Origin of the sequence: Priestia sp. TSO9 (genome assembly GCF_021029645.1) — a bacterium.
Classification (GTDB): Bacteria; Bacillota; Bacilli; order Bacillales; family Bacillaceae_H; genus Priestia; species Priestia megaterium_E.
This window is the reverse complement of the sequence record NZ_JAJEKD010000015.1, coordinates 581,538-596,657: the sequence shown is the minus strand read 5'-3', so window position 1 is coordinate 596,657 and position 15,120 is coordinate 581,538. Positions and strand designations below refer to the sequence as shown.

Annotated in this window: 17 protein-coding genes; 13 read left to right on the top strand and 4 right to left on the bottom strand. The window is 38.5% G+C overall.

The window, feature by feature from the left end:
* The 8 genes from LJC66_RS18125 (at position 1) to LJC66_RS18090 (ending at position 7,975) form a co-directional block, all read left to right on the top strand.
* A complete protein-coding gene (locus LJC66_RS18125; RefSeq protein ID WP_230933183.1) occupies positions 1–1,188 on the top strand; it encodes an MFS transporter in 1,188 nt (395 codons plus the stop codon).
* 64 nt (positions 1,189–1,252) lie between these two features.
* Positions 1,253–2,290 (top strand): bifunctional inositol 2-dehydrogenase/D-chiro-inositol 1-dehydrogenase, encoded by a 1,038-nt coding sequence (iolG, locus tag LJC66_RS18120; protein ID WP_230933182.1) that lies wholly within the window; start codon positions 1,253–1,255, stop codon positions 2,288–2,290.
* 89 nt (positions 2,291–2,379) lie between these two features.
* Positions 2,380–3,261 (top strand): sugar phosphate isomerase/epimerase family protein, encoded by an 882-nt coding sequence (locus LJC66_RS18115; RefSeq protein WP_230933181.1) that lies wholly within the window; start codon positions 2,380–2,382, stop codon positions 3,259–3,261.
* Positions 3,262–3,513: 252 nt separating this feature from the next.
* Positions 3,514–4,563: a LacI family DNA-binding transcriptional regulator gene (locus LJC66_RS18110; protein WP_230933180.1), complete on the top strand. Its 1,050-nt coding sequence runs from the start codon at positions 3,514–3,516 to the stop codon at positions 4,561–4,563.
* A gap of 122 nt (positions 4,564–4,685) precedes the next feature.
* Positions 4,686–4,991 carry a hypothetical protein gene (locus tag LJC66_RS18105; RefSeq protein ID WP_230933179.1) on the top strand — a complete coding sequence of 102 codons (306 nt, stop codon included), beginning with the start codon at positions 4,686–4,688 and terminating at the stop codon, positions 4,989–4,991.
* 119 nt (positions 4,992–5,110) lie between these two features.
* The gene (locus tag LJC66_RS18100; protein WP_230933178.1) at positions 5,111–6,010 is read left to right on the top strand and encodes an AraC family transcriptional regulator; all 900 of its coding nucleotides are present in this window, start codon (positions 5,111–5,113) and stop codon (positions 6,008–6,010) included.
* A 244-nt stretch (positions 6,011–6,254) separates the two neighbouring features.
* On the top strand, positions 6,255–7,196 hold the full coding sequence (locus tag LJC66_RS18095; RefSeq protein ID WP_230933177.1) for a sugar phosphate isomerase/epimerase family protein: 942 nt from the start codon (positions 6,255–6,257) through the stop codon (positions 7,194–7,196).
* Positions 7,197–7,258: 62 nt separating this feature from the next.
* Positions 7,259–7,975, top strand: coding sequence for a nucleotidyltransferase domain-containing protein (locus LJC66_RS18090; protein ID WP_230933176.1), 717 nt, complete (start codon positions 7,259–7,261; stop codon positions 7,973–7,975).
* A gap of 83 nt (positions 7,976–8,058) precedes the next feature.
* Here the strand turns inward: LJC66_RS18090 and LJC66_RS18085 are convergent, their stop codons facing one another.
* Positions 8,059–8,802: an SDR family NAD(P)-dependent oxidoreductase gene (locus LJC66_RS18085; protein WP_050690431.1), complete on the bottom strand. Its 744-nt coding sequence runs from the start codon at positions 8,800–8,802 to the stop codon at positions 8,059–8,061.
* A 117-nt stretch (positions 8,803–8,919) separates the two neighbouring features.
* On the opposite strand from LJC66_RS18085, the gene LJC66_RS18080 reads away from it, so the two are divergent.
* Complete coding sequence (locus tag LJC66_RS18080) at positions 8,920–9,762, top strand: LysR family transcriptional regulator (protein ID WP_195696344.1); 843 nt, start codon at positions 8,920–8,922, stop codon at positions 9,760–9,762.
* Between the two features lie 84 nt (positions 9,763–9,846).
* Here LJC66_RS18080 and LJC66_RS18075 read toward each other — a convergent pair whose 3' ends face one another.
* On the bottom strand, positions 9,847–10,176 hold the full coding sequence (locus tag LJC66_RS18075) for a four-helix bundle copper-binding protein (protein WP_195696345.1): 330 nt from the start codon (positions 10,174–10,176) through the stop codon (positions 9,847–9,849).
* A 153-nt stretch (positions 10,177–10,329) separates the two neighbouring features.
* On the opposite strand from LJC66_RS18075, the gene LJC66_RS18070 reads away from it, so the two are divergent.
* A complete protein-coding gene (locus LJC66_RS18070) occupies positions 10,330–11,043 on the top strand; it encodes a DUF4396 domain-containing protein (protein WP_230933175.1) in 714 nt (237 codons plus the stop codon).
* A 120-nt stretch (positions 11,044–11,163) separates the two neighbouring features.
* On the opposite strand, the gene LJC66_RS18065 is transcribed toward LJC66_RS18070, so the two are convergent.
* Positions 11,164–11,706, bottom strand: coding sequence for a recombinase family protein (locus LJC66_RS18065; RefSeq protein WP_195696347.1), 543 nt, complete (start codon positions 11,704–11,706; stop codon positions 11,164–11,166).
* A 231-nt stretch (positions 11,707–11,937) separates the two neighbouring features.
* Here LJC66_RS18065 and LJC66_RS18060 point away from each other — a divergent pair, with 231 nt between their 5' ends.
* The 3 genes from LJC66_RS18060 to LJC66_RS18050 all read left to right on the top strand — a co-directional run bounded on the left by LJC66_RS18060 (position 11,938) and on the right by LJC66_RS18050 (position 14,624).
* The gene (locus LJC66_RS18060; RefSeq protein ID WP_230933174.1) at positions 11,938–12,141 is read left to right on the top strand and encodes an XRE family transcriptional regulator; all 204 of its coding nucleotides are present in this window, start codon (positions 11,938–11,940) and stop codon (positions 12,139–12,141) included.
* A gap of 207 nt (positions 12,142–12,348) precedes the next feature.
* Positions 12,349–13,815, top strand: a complete 1,467-nt coding sequence (locus tag LJC66_RS18055; RefSeq protein ID WP_195696348.1) for a SulP family inorganic anion transporter — start codon at positions 12,349–12,351, stop codon at positions 13,813–13,815.
* A gap of 389 nt (positions 13,816–14,204) precedes the next feature.
* Positions 14,205–14,624 (top strand): GNAT family N-acetyltransferase, encoded by a 420-nt coding sequence (locus tag LJC66_RS18050; protein WP_230933173.1) that lies wholly within the window; start codon positions 14,205–14,207, stop codon positions 14,622–14,624.
* 270 nt (positions 14,625–14,894) lie between these two features.
* Here LJC66_RS18050 and LJC66_RS18045 read toward each other — a convergent pair whose 3' ends face one another.
* Positions 14,895–15,113, bottom strand: a complete 219-nt coding sequence (locus LJC66_RS18045; protein WP_195696350.1) for a helix-turn-helix domain-containing protein — start codon at positions 15,111–15,113, stop codon at positions 14,895–14,897.
* Positions 15,114–15,120 lie beyond the last annotated feature (7 nt).

The window sequence follows — 15,120 nt, the reverse complement described above, 5'->3', positions numbered from 1 at the left end:
TTGAGTGCTATAAGTACCGTCAAAGATAAGTATCTTTTTGCAGTCGTTTCATTTATCTTTTGGTTCTCGCAGTTTATTTACGTACCTATTTTGTCTCCTTATATGGAAGGGCTGGGAGGCAAGTATGCCTTTATTGGTTTAGTGTTAAGCAGCTATGGACTCATGCAGCTATTATGTCGCCTTCCGCTCGGGATCTTTTCAGACTTTGTGAAAATGAGAAAACCGTTTGTTATCTTCGGCATGATAGTTAGCATGTCAAGCTGCCTGCTATTTTCGTTGACCGATAGCTTAATAGGCGTATTTATATCACGCTGTCTAGCTGGATTGGCAGCGGCAACGTGGGTTGCCTTTACGATTTTATATTCAAGCTACTTTGAACGTGAAAAAACTACTCGTGCTATGAATATCATTTCGTTTATAGTGGTTTTGGCTCAGCTTTTGGGTATGAGTTTAAGCGGTTACATTGTAAGTGAATGGGGATGGCACGCTCCGTTTTGGATAGGAACAATCTTGAGTGTAACAGGCGCTATTCTTTCTCTTTTCATTTACGAGCCCAAAGAGAACGTAAAGAGATCGCCTATAAAGCTTAAAGAATTAATGAGCGTAATAAAAGAGCCGTCGCTATTAAAAATTTCGCTGCTGTCTATTTTAGCACACAGCATTATTTTCACGACCATGTTTGGTTTTACTCCTGCGTACGCATTAAGCGCAGGATTTAAAGAGAGCGAGCTGAGTTTGATTGTCTTTTCTTTTATGATCCCTCATGCAGCTGCTCCTCTTATTATGGAAAAGCTATTTGTTTGGCGCTTTGGAAAATGGAGCATCTTGAAGGGCGCCTTTTTTCTGGCTGCATTCTTTACCTGTATGATTCCTATGACGGAAAATAAACTTTTGCTTTGTATCATTCAAAGCGTGAACGGGTTTTCATTAGGATTAGTGTTTCCTCTTATGCTAGGAATGTCTATTGAAAGAATAGCTGCAGAAAAGAGAGCTACGGCGATGGGAGGCTACCAAGCGCTGTATGCGTTAGGGATATTCGGAGGTCCTTTTGCTGCAGGAATATTAAATTCTTGGATAGGGCTTAAAGCAGGCTTCTTTTTTGCAGCAGCCTTAGGGTTAACCGCTACTGCTTTTGCAGCGGCATGGGATAAGAAAGAAGCGTCATATAAAGTTTTTAAAGCAAAATAAAACGTATGGAAGCAAGCATCTATTTCTATTTTTTAAGTTCACATATTAAAGGAGGCCATAGATTATGGTGTTAAAAATTGGCGTTATTGGAACAGGAGCAATCGGACAAGATCATATTAGAAGAATTACAAATACGTTATCAGGCGGCAAAATTGTTGCGGTTACGGATGTAAATCAAGAACAAGCAAAAGCTGTTGTGCAAAATCAAAACTTGGATGCCGTTATTTATGATGACGGACATGAGTTAATTAAATCAGATGATGTAGATGCAGTTGTTGTGACTTCTTGGGGGCCGACGCACGAGGAGTTTGTGCTGGCAGCGATTCAAGCTGGAAAACCTGTATTTTGCGAAAAGCCGCTTGCTACAACGGCAGAAGGCTGCAAAAGAATCGTTGAGGCTGAGATTACACACGGCAAGCCGTTGGTGCAAGTTGGTTATATGCGCCGCTATGACACAGGTTATCGCGCTTTAAAGAAAGTGATTGAAAGCGGGCAAATTGGTGAAGCATTAATGGTTCACTGCGCACACAGAAATCCTACGGTACCTGATACATACACGGGCGATATGTCAATTGTTGATACGTTCATCCATGAAATTGACGTTTTGCGCTGGTTATTAAATGACGATTATGTATCTGTTCAAATTTTGGCACCGCGAAAAACGAGCAAGGCACTTGAAAATCTGCAAGATCCAATTATGGTGCTGCTTGAAACAAAGCAAGGCGTTCGAATTAATGCTGAGGTTTTTGTAAACTGCCAGTACGGCTATGATATTCAGTGTCAAGTAGTAGGAGAAACAGGAATCGCTAATTTACCTGAGCCTTCAAGCGTCGTGTTGCGCAGTGAAGCAAAAAAATCTACTGAGATTTTAGTAGATTGGAAAGATCGATTCATTGACTCTTATGATACAGAGCTTCAAGACTGGATTAACTCAACGCTTAAAGGCGAAGTAAATGGACCAACTGCTTGGGACGGTTACGTTGCGGCCGTTACTTCAGATGCTTGCTTAGAAGCAAAAAAATCAGGAAACATTGTTCCTATTTCGTTAGGTGAACGCCCTGATTTCTACAATAAAACGTTAACCGCAGCAGGCAAACTGTAATTGTAAAAACGTTTTGCTTACAAAACAGCTTAATTAAAACTTAGGGGATGGACACGTCTGGTGTGCATAAAAGAAAGGGGAGCCTTACATTGCGTTTAGCATATGATCCGTCACATTACCGTGACAATACAAGTTTAAAAGATACGATTGATACAGTGGCAAGATTAGGTTATGAATACGTAGAGTTATCTCCGCGCAAAGATTTTATTTGGTTTTATGAATATCCAAAAGTTGATAGACAGTGCATAAAAGACTTAAAGAGATACTGTGCCGATGCGGGGGTAAAGATTTCGTCTGTGCTTCCGGTACAGCAGTGGTCTTCACCAAATGAGCAGGAACGTGAAGCGGCAGTAAGGAACTGGAAGCGTACAATTGAAATTACTTCTGAGCTGGAAGTAGATTTAATGAACAGTGAATTCAGCGGTGACAAGAGCCGGCCTGTTGAAAGCGAAGCAGCTTTTGTTAAATCAATGGAAGAGCTGATGCCGATTTTTGAAAGAGAAGGAATTAAGCTTAACCTTCAATCGCATCCAAATGATTTTATTGAGTTAAACACAGAAGCTATTGCAATGATTCGTGCGCTAGATAAAGACTGGATTAAATTAGTTTATTCTGTCCCTCATGCTTTCTTTTATGACGATGGCATTGGCGATGTAGCAAAGCATATTGATGAAGCAGGTGATTTGCTTGCACACGTTCTGATTGCCGATACTCTTAACCATAAAGCAGCGTTTGGACTGCGCTATATTGTAAATCCACCTGATGCAAAGGTAACGATTCACCAGCATTTAAATCCTGGTGAAGGAGAAATTGATTTTGACGCACTGTATCGCAAATTAAGAGAAATTAAATTTGACGGCATCGTAACAAACTCTGTATTTGCTTACCCTGACCGACCGGAATGGTCAAACGAAGTAACGTTAAAGTCAATTAGAGAAGGATTAAATATTAAAGAAGGCCTAAACATTTAACGTGATTGACTGAAGTGATGCGAAGCATAACAAGATATGTTTTGCATCACTTTTCATGGTTTATGCTTGAAAGAAGATCAGAACTTGTGGGCATAGCTAGTTTAAAATAGTCTTAATTGTTCTGTTCGGACTCCATCATGATGATAAAGAGAGGCTTTATTATGCTAGTAATGTATAATAAAGATAGATGCAAAACGGATAGAACTTTTTATTATAAAATGTTAATTACTACAGATAAAGGTGAGTGAACGTATGTCAGTTAAAATGAGTGATGTGGCCAAACTAGCTAATGTAGCTCCAGCTACTGTCTCGCGAGTTCTTAGTCAGCCCCACCTAGTAAGCAAAGAAACGCAGGAAAAAGTTTTAAAAGCCATTGAAGAATTAAATTATCAGCCTCATATCATCGCAAGACAGTTTAGAAAAAAAGAAACAAAAACCATTTTAGTAGTTGTTCCTGATATTACCCATCCGTTTTTTTCTGAAGTTCTTAAAGGAATTCAGCATACGGCGATTAACAGCGGTTACCGAGTAATTTTAGGAGATACAGAAAATGACATTGAGCGAGAAGGAGAGTTTGTTGATTTATTATTCCAAAAGCAAGCGGACGGCATGATCCTTCTAACAGCCCGCATGGATAAAGACAGAATTGAACAGGTCTCCAGACAGTTCCCTACGGTTCTTGCGTGTGAGTACATTGATGGCTTAGATATTTCTACCGTATCTATTGATAATATTAGCGGGGCGCGAAAAATAACGGAGCATTTAATAAGCCTTGGGCATACCAAAATTGCGCATATCACTGGTCCTATGAATGTTATCTTAAGCCGTGATCGATTAAAAGGATACCGCCAAGCGATGATTAGCCACGATTTATCCGTGGATTCCGCGTTTATTCAAGAAGGAGATTTTAGCTTAGAGTCCGGTTATCATCAAATGATCAGGCTATTATCGTTAGAGCAACGACCAACTTCCGTATTTGTTTTTAACGATGAAATGGCGATCGGAGCGATAAAAGCCGCAAAAGACAGCGGGTTAAAAGTGCCTGAAGATATAGCTGTAGTAGGGTTTGATAACTCGAAAATGTCGGATATCATTGAACCTCATATTACAACAATTGAGCAGCCTAAATATGAAATTGGAAAAAAAGCGATGGAATTACTGCTTGGATTAATGAGCGGAAAAGCGTTAGAACAAAAAAAGTTTGTATTAAAAGATGAACTAATCGTACGCGAGTCTTGCGGAAGTAAATCTACAGTGAAAAATTTTATCCAGCTTGAAGGCTCCGCTAAGAAAATTAACTAGTGCTGTTTACATGCTATGATGTTTTTTGCTGAGAAGTAAACAAGAGAGAGCATCGCCCTTGCCTTCTCTTGTTTACAGCAAAGCGGAAGGAATACTCTGATAAAAAAGAGAAGGTGACTTTAGTGAGGATTAAGGGAACAGTATTCAAAAAAAGAACATATCCAAAGCATCACTATAAAAGAATGGATCGCCTTTCTTTTTTAGAGGTGAAAGATAACATCTCCTTTGATGGCGATGCGCTGAAAATTCTTCCTGTTCTTAGTCAAAAATCAATGGAATGCTGGAATATCGGAGATGAAATTGATGTGGAAGGTGAAATGAAGTGCATTCGCATCATTACTTCATTAGGAAAACTCAGCCTTCTGCCCGTCCCTGTGTTTATCGTAAAAACAATTAAAGAAATAAAACCTTCTCCGATAACTAGTTAAGCTGTCAGACATAAAACGGCTGGTCATCGTCATCAATCATGATCATATTTTAATGGGATTTAAATTCTGAAATTTCTTATAAATTATAGGTTCCTTCAGATAAGAAGGAGGTGGAGAATGTGACAGCTAATCTTATCGCGGGGAAAATTTCTTTAAATGAACGTGTCCATCGTACACAAGGAAACGAAATGTCTTTTCATGTTCATTATTGGGGAGTTATGCCTAAGCACTATGATAATGTCCCTCACAAACATTCTTTCTTTGAGGTGTGTTACGTGCTTGAAGGACAAGGAACTTACATAGACGACGGGCGTCCCTATCCGGTAAAAGAAAATACAATATTCCTTTCAAGGCCCGGGGTATTACACCACATAAAAAGCGATACGGGTCTTTTTCTTTTGTATGTAGGCTTTGAACTGGTTGAATCAGAATCAACTGAAAAGTGGATCACGCTAATAGAAGAAGCTAAACGATGTTCTGAAGTAGTAGCAGATGTAAAAGAAGATGGAACTGCTCCGTTCATTTGGAAGTCTCTTTTGAACCATGCAACAAAAAGTGAAGATGCTTTTTTTGAAGAAATACTGACAAATTTAGCTCATTCTCTTATTCTTTCGCTCATAAATACGTTTGTTTTGCCTTTAAATTATCATCAGAAAGCTGTTCAAAAGACATCTTCTTTAACCCTTAATCTTGCAAAATTATACATTAAAGATAATCTAGCCAATTCTATTAAACTTACGGATACAGCGACTCATTTACATCTATCTAGCCGTCATCTGTCTCGTCTCTTTAAAACTGAATTAGGTGTCAGCTACTCGGAATATGTACAAAATGAAAGAATTCAAAGAGCTGCGATACTGCTCAAAACAACTGATTTGTCGATTAGAGATATTGCTCAAGAAACAGGGTTTCCCGACGTTCACTACTTTACACGTGTTTTTACTGCTTCGATGCGCAGCTCACCAGGACGTTTTCGTTCTCTATATACAAAATTAAAAACAACTGCATATAAAGATTAGTCAACTCTTCTTTGCTTACATGTGTCCCGAGCAGAGGAGAGTTATTTTTATGAAATAAAATTAATGAGGATTCAAACATGTCCTCAAAAGATAAAAAGCAGTCTTTTTAAAACAAAGACGATTAAGATCCAAGATTATATAATAACAGCTATACTTTATTAAAATTAAATAAAAGCGTTTACAATCAGTGTTTTTAGCTTGTTGAGATTAAAAGCTGCAGACGGTATTTTAGGAGGAGAAGACAATGAAATTATCTTATGTAACAGACAGTTTAGGACATTTGCCTTTTGAAGAAATGTTAGATGTAATAAAAGAGATGGGGATTGATACGATTGAAATGACCACAGGGGGTTGGTCGCCAGCACCTCATTTGAGACTAGATGAATTAGTAGAAAGTAATGATAAAAGAGGTGAATTTTTACATGCATTAGAAAAGCGTAACATCAAACTTTGTGCGTTAAACTGTTCTGGAAATCCTTTAGATCCAGGTGAACTGGGAAGAGAACATCGGGAAGTAACGGATAAAACGTTTGAACTGGCAAAATTATTAGGTGTAAAGAAAGTGATCATGATGAGCGGATTACCCGCCGGAAGTCCTGAAGACAAGATTCCAAACTGGATTACGTATACAGTAAGTTGGCCACCAGTGTTAAAAGAGATTTTAGATTATCAATGGAATGAAGTAGCCATCCCCTATTGGAAAGAGCTCGTTAAGAAGGCTGAAGCCTGCGGTATCGAAAAAATCGCTCTTGAAAACTTCAGCTCTCAACTAGTCTATAACCCTGAAACGTTATTTAAACTTCGTAATGCTGTAGGACCTATCGTAGGGTTAAATTTAGATCCAAGCCACTTAATTTGGATGGGAGCGGATCCTATTTTGTCAGCTAGAGAATTAGGAGCAGCTATTCATCATGTTCATGCAAAAGACGTGCGCCTTGAGAGACATCTATCAGGAGTGAACGGAGTAATGGAAACAAAAGAAGTGACGGATGTAGCAAATAGATCCTGGAATTACGTGGCCGTAGGCTGTGGTCAAGATTTACAGTGGTGGAAAGAGTTTTTCTCTGTTGTTAAGATGATGGGCTATGATGAAGAAGTTTCTTTAGAAATGGAAGATTTAACAATGTCAGTTGAAGCAGGGGTTCGAACTTCTATTGAGGCATTAAAACAAACGCTTAGCTTTTAATTTAAAGGAATTTCCACGTTCTAACCAGAAAAACCATATATATTGTTTTCTGGAGGAATACGATGAAAGAGCTAAAAAGGTTAGAACCGCTGCAAGCAGCTACACAATTCATTCTTAAACATTACCCTAACTGTCAAGGTGCATTACTCGCCGGGAGCGTGGTGAGAGGGGAAGCTACGCACACGTCAGACCTTGATCTTGTTATTTTTGATGATAATTTTACTTCTTCTTTTAGAGAGTCCCTCATTGAATTTGGATGGGCAATTGAAGTTTTTGCTCATAATCTGACTTCATACCAATCCTTTTTTAAAAGCGACTGTAAGAGGGCTAGACCCTCACTCCCAAGAATGATTTCCGAGGGAATTATTTTAGAGGATAAAGGAGTGATGCAGGCTATAAAAAAAGAAGCTGCGCAATTACTAGAAAAAGGCCCGGAAAAGTGGCCGGAAGAGACGATTAGATTAAAAAGATATTTTATAAGTGATGCCTTAGATGATTTAATTGGTTCTTCAAATACAGGTGAATCACTTTTTATTGCTAACACGCTCGCTTACATAATGCACGAATTTGTTTTAAGAACAAACGGTCATTGGATCGGGGATTCTAAATGGATTGTCCGGTCTTTGAATGACTATAATGAACGCTTTAGCAAAGAGTTTGTAGAGGCATTTGATACCTTTTATAAAACAGGAAATAAAGATAAAGTAATTCAACTGGTGGATAAAGTGTTAGAACCACATGGGGGCCGGCTGTTTGAAGGATTTTCACTGGGGAAATAGAGGTTGAATCAGTAGCCTTGTTAGAACCCCACTACTATTGCTTGCTAGTAGTGAGGTTCTTTTTTATGAATATTCACGTATGCTTAAAGAGTTTGCCCGTTATCAATCGTAAATACTTGGCCCGTCACAGACTCTTGCTTTAACTGAAACAGAATAGCATCCGCGATATCTTCAGGAGAAGAAATACGCTGAAGAGGTAGATTTCCTGCAAGCTGATACATTTTATCTTCGTTGTCAGCCCACCATCTTGTGTTGACTGCACCAGGAGAGATGCAGTTTACTCGAATATGTGGTGCTAAGGCAATGGCTAACGACTTAGTCATCGTATGAATTGCTGCTTTTGTTGCTGCATAGGGAATAGAGGAGCCGATTCCAGTTGTACCCGCAACGCTTCCTACATTAACAATCGCCCCTGACTTTTGCTTTTTCATATGTGGAACGGCTGCTTTTACACAGTGAAACATGCCTTTTACGTTTATATCATATAAAGAGTCCCATACGTCATCCGTTGCAGACTCTAAGTCATTCATCGGGATTTGAGCTGTAATACTAGCGTTATTCACTAAACCATCTAATCGTCCAAATTGTGCAATGGTTTGATGAATCATTTCATTCACTTCGTGCTCGTTGGCTACACTCGCTTTAAAAGCAAAAGCCATGCTTCCTTTTTCTATAATCTCCTCCACAACTTTTTTCGCTTCTGTTTCTGAACGGCTGTAGTTTATCACAAGTTTCGCGCCCATGTCAGCTAACTTTAAAGCCGTTGCTTTGCCTATACCAGTGCCGCCGCCCGTAATAATAAATACTTTATTTTTAAAATCGATCATTTCTATAAACCTTCCTTTCTCTTAACATCTTTTATTATATCTTCGGTGGAAAAAAGGATATAATAGGTAATACTAAGAGAGGTATCATTTAAAATGATATCAGCGGAGGAATTAAAATTGGAAAGCCAAGACTTACGAATGTTCAAATGTGTGGCAGAAGCAAAGTCACTATCAAAAGCTGCGGAGATATTAGGATATGTGCAGCCGCATATCAGCCAGCGGATTAAAAATCTAGAGGAAGAATTAGACACCAAATTATTGATACGCACGAATCGAGGAGTCACGTTAACAAATGAAGGGGAAGCTTTGTTTAAATACGCCCAGCGTATTTTACGTTTAATGGAAGAAGCTAAAGCAGAAGTTAACCCTAACAAGTTTAAAAGATCCTTGACCATTGGCGCCTCGCAGACCGTCTCTGCTACTAAAGTTCCTTCTTTATTTTCATCTTTTCTGAAAGAACACCAAGGTATTGAAGTTAAAATAAAAACAGATAGAAAACAAGTCTTACAAGAAATGCTTTCGTACGGGGAAATTGACGGACTTTTTCTTAGCGGTACCTATAATGAGGCTCAGTTTGAAACAGTTTATCACTATGCAGAAAAAATGGTGCTTATCTCACCTCGATATGAAGCTAGAGAAGGAAAAGACCAACCAACGCTACTCATCAATAGTGATGGAAACTGCATCTATAGAAACAGACTATTAGAGTTTTCAAAGAAACATCATATACAGAAAGCCAACATTATGGAATTTGATTCATTAGAAGCTATTTTACAAGGCGTCCGTGATGGACTAGGCATGAGTGTAGTCCCCGCTAGCGTAGTAAATTCTCGTGGTGATATAAAAAACAGTGAATGCCAAGAGCTTTCAGAAGACGTTTATATTGATTTTGTAGTAAAGAAAGGGAAGCAGCGCTCGCAAAGTCTTAAAAAGTTTACCCATTTTTTAGAGAGTCTATAGATCTTCTCTTCCCATATCACTAAAAAGAACCCTTAATGCCTGAAATGCGCTTCAAGGGTTCTAAATTTTTTTGTGTTCCTAAGATTATGCAGCTAATTTTCTACATTCATCCGCGCATTTCAAGCAGGCTTCCGCACATTTTTGACAGTGATCATGATCGTGTTTCTTACACTCATTTCCGCATTTTTCGCAAATTTCTGCGCAAACTCCAGCCAGTTCAGCAACGAAAGGAGTTCTTCTTTCTAGAGCTTGTTCCAAATATCCACAAATATCTGCACATTCTCGGTCAAAACGGATACAGTCCACCATCATACCCACATTTTCTTCTTTTAGACAAGCATCAAAACAGTGGTTGCAGGCACTCATACAGTCATGCAGCGTTTGAATAACGGTTTGATAATTTTCGTTAGACATTGTAAAATTCCTCCTTATTTTTTCTTCTCTCTATTACATTAGACTATCGTTTAGTTTAGTAAACATAATAAAAATGAGCAGGTAATCTTCCATGTTTAAATATAGGGGTAGAGGGTATGTGGTTGATACATAAACCCTAAAGGAGTGTAGCACATGAGCTGGCTAGAAATACTTTCTTACATAGCTATTGCAATCGGACTTATTCAATTTTTAGTTATTACAATCGACGTGATCAAGCATCCGCAGATGATGTTTGTGATGAATATTGTGTGGCCTATTACGGGACTATATTTTCCTGTCGCCGGGATATGGTTTTACTTGAAATTAGGACGTAAAGATCGAAAAAAACACGCTCATGCTCATCATTCCTCTGAGCATATGCATGATAACCATGAAGGTCATCATGAGCACCACCATAGTAAAAAGCCTTTTTGGCAAAGTGTTTTTGTATCTACGACCCACTGCAGCAGCGGGTGCTCGATTGGAGATTTAATTGGTGCACCGATTGTATTTTTAACAGGGTGGACGATTGCTGGAAGCGTACTTTTTGCGGATTACGTAGTGGAATTTATTCTCGCTTATATAGCCGGAATTGCTTTTCAATACTACGGTATGAGTATGAAAGATAATAGCTCAAAAGATGAGTTGAAAAATGCGGTAAAAGCCGATACATGGTCGCTTATTGCGTTTGAAATCGGCATGTTTGGCTGGATGGCTTTATCACATTATGTCTTTTTTGCACAGGCACCTAAACCAGACAGCGCGGTCTTTTGGTTTATGATGCAAATTGCCATGATCATTGGCTTTTGTACGAGCTATCCAGCTAACTGGGTACTTGTTAAAAAAGGAGTAAAACATACGATGTAAACATGTTGGTGAAAGCTATTATGTAATTAGTAGGAATTAATAAAATGGATACTAAAACTCTAAAAAAGACGGCCTTTTACCGAATAAAAGGCCGTCTTTTTTGCATGTGTTTTTACTGCTTCAGTTATCTAAGTAACGGTATAAAGTCGTCTTGCTTATACCTGTAGCTTCCGTTATTTGAGCAATCGTATAGTTTTTACTCCAGTACATGTCAAGCGCTCGGTGGACGTTATAATCAGGCTTTTTTGGTCGGCCGCCGCTTTTTCCTTTTGATTTTGCTTCTTGAAGACCGGCTTTTGTGCGCTCGCTGATGACGTCATGCTGAAATTCTCCAATACGTTTAATAGTACTGAAAAAGGTTTTTCCTTGTGACGTGGACGTATCAACGTCATCCAAAATGGATACAAAGTGAACGCCATTGTCAAAAAGATACTCAATTAATTCAATGAGGTGCCGAGTAGAGTCTGCAATGCAGTAAAATTTATACACAACGACTGTATCGCCCGGCTGAAGCGAGGCTACCATCTCATCAAATTCTACTCTTTTCTTTATGGAGTTTGTTTTTTCTTGATAAATTTTATCGCAATTAAAAGGCTGCAATGCCTGTAACTGTTTGTCCACATTTTCATCTTCGCTATATGGACGGGTATAACCAATAATCACTACACCATCTCCTGCACGGATTGTTTATTTATATTTACCTATTGTACCAAATTCCCTCCACCCATAACATTTCTTTTCAGTATAGAAAGAAGTGCAGTTCCAAAAAAGATCGTTTTTGGGACAAAAAAAGATAGACATTTTGTTTTAGGTCTGCTAGAGTTTTAGTTGTTAACAGCGTCTCGGCTTCTATGAGAGTTGGAAGCCACTTATAAAAGAAAAGCGAGGTGTAATATGGATAAAGAGACCCTTAAGCTAATTCGAAAAAGCTACAATTTAAATCAGCGGAATTTTGCTAAAATGGTAAACTGTAGCTTTTCACTCATTGCGTTAGTGGAAGTTGAGAAGAGAAGAGTCACACAGGACTTGGAGAATAAAGTGAAAAAAGCGTTTGGATTAAATGAGGAAAAAATAAAGGAGCTGACTTCATCGTTTTAATAAAAGCGTTTCATGTACGTAAATATAATACTTGAGGAAGATGGGACATGCTTGCCTGTTTTCACTCGTTTTTTATATATTAAAAGTACCATAAACGTACCATTTAGGTTCTATTCATTTTCTATTTTACTACTTTTATTATTCAAAATCTAGACAAGCGTACAGTAGACGCTTATGACTATAGAGAGAAAGGTGTTTTTTGTTATCATGTTCAATAAATTAAAAACGGAGTGGTTTGGCAACGTGAAAGGAGATGTCCTTTCAGGTATTGTCGTAGCGCTTGCGCTTATTCCTGAAGCCATTGCTTTTTCTATTATTGCCGGGGTAGATCCGATGGTGGGCTTACACGCATCTTTTTGTATCGCCGTTGTAATGGCCTTTGTAGGAGGGCGTCCTGCCATGATTTCAGCAGCTACCGGTGCGATGGCCCTGCTGATGGTGACACTAGTAAAAGAACATGGAATGGAGTATTTATGGGCAACGACTATTTTGACGGGTGTGATTCAACTCCTGTTTGGCATTTTTAAAATTGCTCGCTTTATGAAATTTATTCCTCGCTCCGTGATGGTTGGGTTTGTGAACGCATTAGCTATTCTAATTTTTATGGCACAAGTTCCGCACTTCGTAGGAATTTCAGCAATGACGTATGTGTTTGTTGCGTTAACTCTTGTCATTATTTACGTGTTACCGCGCTTTACAAAAGCAGTGCCTTCTCCATTAGTAGCCATTGTCGTTATGACAATTGCAGCTATTTTAGGAGGATTCAATTTGCGTACAGTAGGAGACTTGGGGGAGATTACAAAGTCACTGCCGATCTTTTCTATTCCTAACGTTCCTTGGAATATGGAAACACTGTCCATTATCTTTCCAACAGCGCTAGGGCTGTCCATTGTCGGATTAACGGAATCGCTGCTAACGGCATCGATTGTGGACGATATGACAGATACGTCGAGTAACAAGAACCAAGAAAGCAGAGGGCAAGGGATTGCTAATATCGTCGTTGGTTTCTTTGGCGGCATGGCCGGCTGTGCGATGATTGGTCAAACCGTTATTAATGTAAAATCAGGCGGACGCGGTCGTTTATCAACGTTTGTAGCAGGTCTATTTCTAATGTTTCTCATCTTGGTGCTCGGCGACTGGGTTGTCAAAATTCCAATGGCTGCACTAGCAGGCGTTATGATTATGGTATCGATCGGAACATTCGACTGGTCTTCACTTCGAACGCTAACGAAAGTTCCGTTAACCGATACCGTCGTGATGCTTGTTACCGTGATTACGGTTGTAGCAACCCACGATTTATCAAAAGGAGTTATTGCCGGGGTTATTTTAAGCGCAGTTTTCTTTGCAGGGAAAATTTCCAAGCTAGACGTGTCAGCAAAAGAGTCAGAACACCAAACGGTCTACAAGGTAAAAGGTCAGCTGTTCTTTGCCTCTGTAGAAGACTTTGTTAACTCATTTTCGTTTACAGAAAAACAAGAACAAATTCTGATTGATTTTTCAGAAGCACATATTTGGGATGACTCAGCCGTAGCGGCCATTGATAAAATTGTACTGAAGTTAAAAGAACAAACATCTGCTGAAGTGAAGCTGACAGGTTTAAATGATGTAAGTGAAGAGCTGCTTCAAAGATTAGCGACTTATAATAAGCCGAACGTGAGGGCTTCGGCTCATTGATACAGTGATAATTCCTAGGTTCAAATCATATATGATTTGAACCTTTTTTAGTTTTCTTTACCAGTCTATATAGTTTTGGAAGACTAGAAAACCAAGCAGTATAAAGAAGGCAAAAACAAATAAGGCTTCGGCAGAATGTTGTCTTTCCGCTTTTTTACGTTTATTTTTTCTCTATATTTCCATTGAACGTTTCTTCTTTTCGAATCCAGTTTCATATATAGACTCCTTAAACGATTTCATATAAGTAATTTTACCATATTATTAAATATATGGTTTTTATGCCCTGGACAATCATAACTATCGGAATAATAAACGAATGGCTCATGCACCAAGGGATTTTATTTTCAAAGATCGAAATAGCTTATATAAAAATAAAAGGAGTAGATTCTATGAAGGTTTCCTTTTCAAATTCTATAGAAAATGTTGAGTGGACGAGAATGAAAGAAATTTATCACTCCGTAGGGTGGAAGAACCATGATGAAGAAAAGATCAAAAAAGTATTTCAATCAAGCAATGCAGTAGCGATTGCTTACGATGAAGATAACATAGCAGGGTTTGGCAGAGCTCTTTCAGACGGTGTATTTAATGCTGCGATTTATGATGTTGTGGTTGATGAGCACTATCAGTACAAAGGAATTGGCCAGCAAATTGTAGAAAACCTGCTGGCTCAGCTTAATGATATTTCCTGCGTTCATCTTGTTTCCACAGCGGGTAATGAAGAGTTTTATAAAAAAGCAGGGTTTCGTAAAATGAAAACCGGTATGGCTCGCTACTTAAGCCCTTCTTTAGCAGAAAAATATTTGCAATGAGCTATGCCTAAGATTGTCAACCGGGTGACATTTTAGAGTATGTACTAAATGAATAATAAAGAGGACGTAGAAAAATATAACGTGTTCTCTTTTGAGGTGTAAATATTGCAAATCACATCACACTTTTTGTTACCAATATTAGTATAATTCTCAATCGAGTTCTCTGATTGAATAGATCAATAAAAGCAGAGAAGGGACAGCAATTAAGCTGACCCTTCATTTTAATTTCAATACCTAATCCTCATGGTTGAAGGAATTTGTTGTCTTTTATTATGAATTGTCTTCGTCTCTTTTGTACTCTAAAATATCGCCTGGCTGACAATCCAAAGTCTTACATATTGCTTCTAATGTTGAAAAACGAACCGCTTTTGCTTTCCCATTTTTCAGGATGGAAAGATTCGCCATAGTAATTCCAACCCTCTCTGAAAGCTCCGTTACGCTCATTTTTCGTTTTGCTAACATCACATCAATATTAATAATAATTGCCATATCTTCC

What these genes read in the sequence shown, in the direction of transcription:
- LJC66_RS18060 (WP_230933174.1), top strand. Translation starts at nt 11,938, where the DNA reads ATGGATAAAGAGACCCTTAAGCTAATTCGAAAAAGCTACAATTTAAAT.
- LJC66_RS18055 (WP_195696348.1), top strand. Translation starts at nt 12,349, where the DNA reads ATGTTCAATAAATTAAAAACGGAGTGGTTTGGCAACGTGAAAGGAGAT.
- LJC66_RS18090 (WP_230933176.1), top strand. Translation starts at nt 7,259, where the DNA reads ATGAAAGAGCTAAAAAGGTTAGAACCGCTGCAAGCAGCTACACAATTC.
- LJC66_RS18070 (WP_230933175.1), top strand. Translation starts at nt 10,330, where the DNA reads ATGAGCTGGCTAGAAATACTTTCTTACATAGCTATTGCAATCGGACTT.
- LJC66_RS18095 (WP_230933177.1), top strand. Translation starts at nt 6,255, where the DNA reads ATGAAATTATCTTATGTAACAGACAGTTTAGGACATTTGCCTTTTGAA.
- LJC66_RS18075 (WP_195696345.1), bottom strand. Translation starts at nt 10,176, where the DNA reads ATGTCTAACGAAAATTATCAAACCGTTATTCAAACGCTGCATGACTGT.
- LJC66_RS18110 (WP_230933180.1), top strand. Translation starts at nt 3,514, where the DNA reads ATGTCAGTTAAAATGAGTGATGTGGCCAAACTAGCTAATGTAGCTCCA.
- iolG (WP_230933182.1), top strand. Translation starts at nt 1,253, where the DNA reads ATGGTGTTAAAAATTGGCGTTATTGGAACAGGAGCAATCGGACAAGAT.
- LJC66_RS18085 (WP_050690431.1), bottom strand. Translation starts at nt 8,802, where the DNA reads ATGATCGATTTTAAAAATAAAGTATTTATTATTACGGGCGGCGGCACT.
- LJC66_RS18050 (WP_230933173.1), top strand. Translation starts at nt 14,205, where the DNA reads ATGAAGGTTTCCTTTTCAAATTCTATAGAAAATGTTGAGTGGACGAGA.
- LJC66_RS18045 (WP_195696350.1), bottom strand. Translation starts at nt 15,113, where the DNA reads ATGGCAATTATTATTAATATTGATGTGATGTTAGCAAAACGAAAAATG.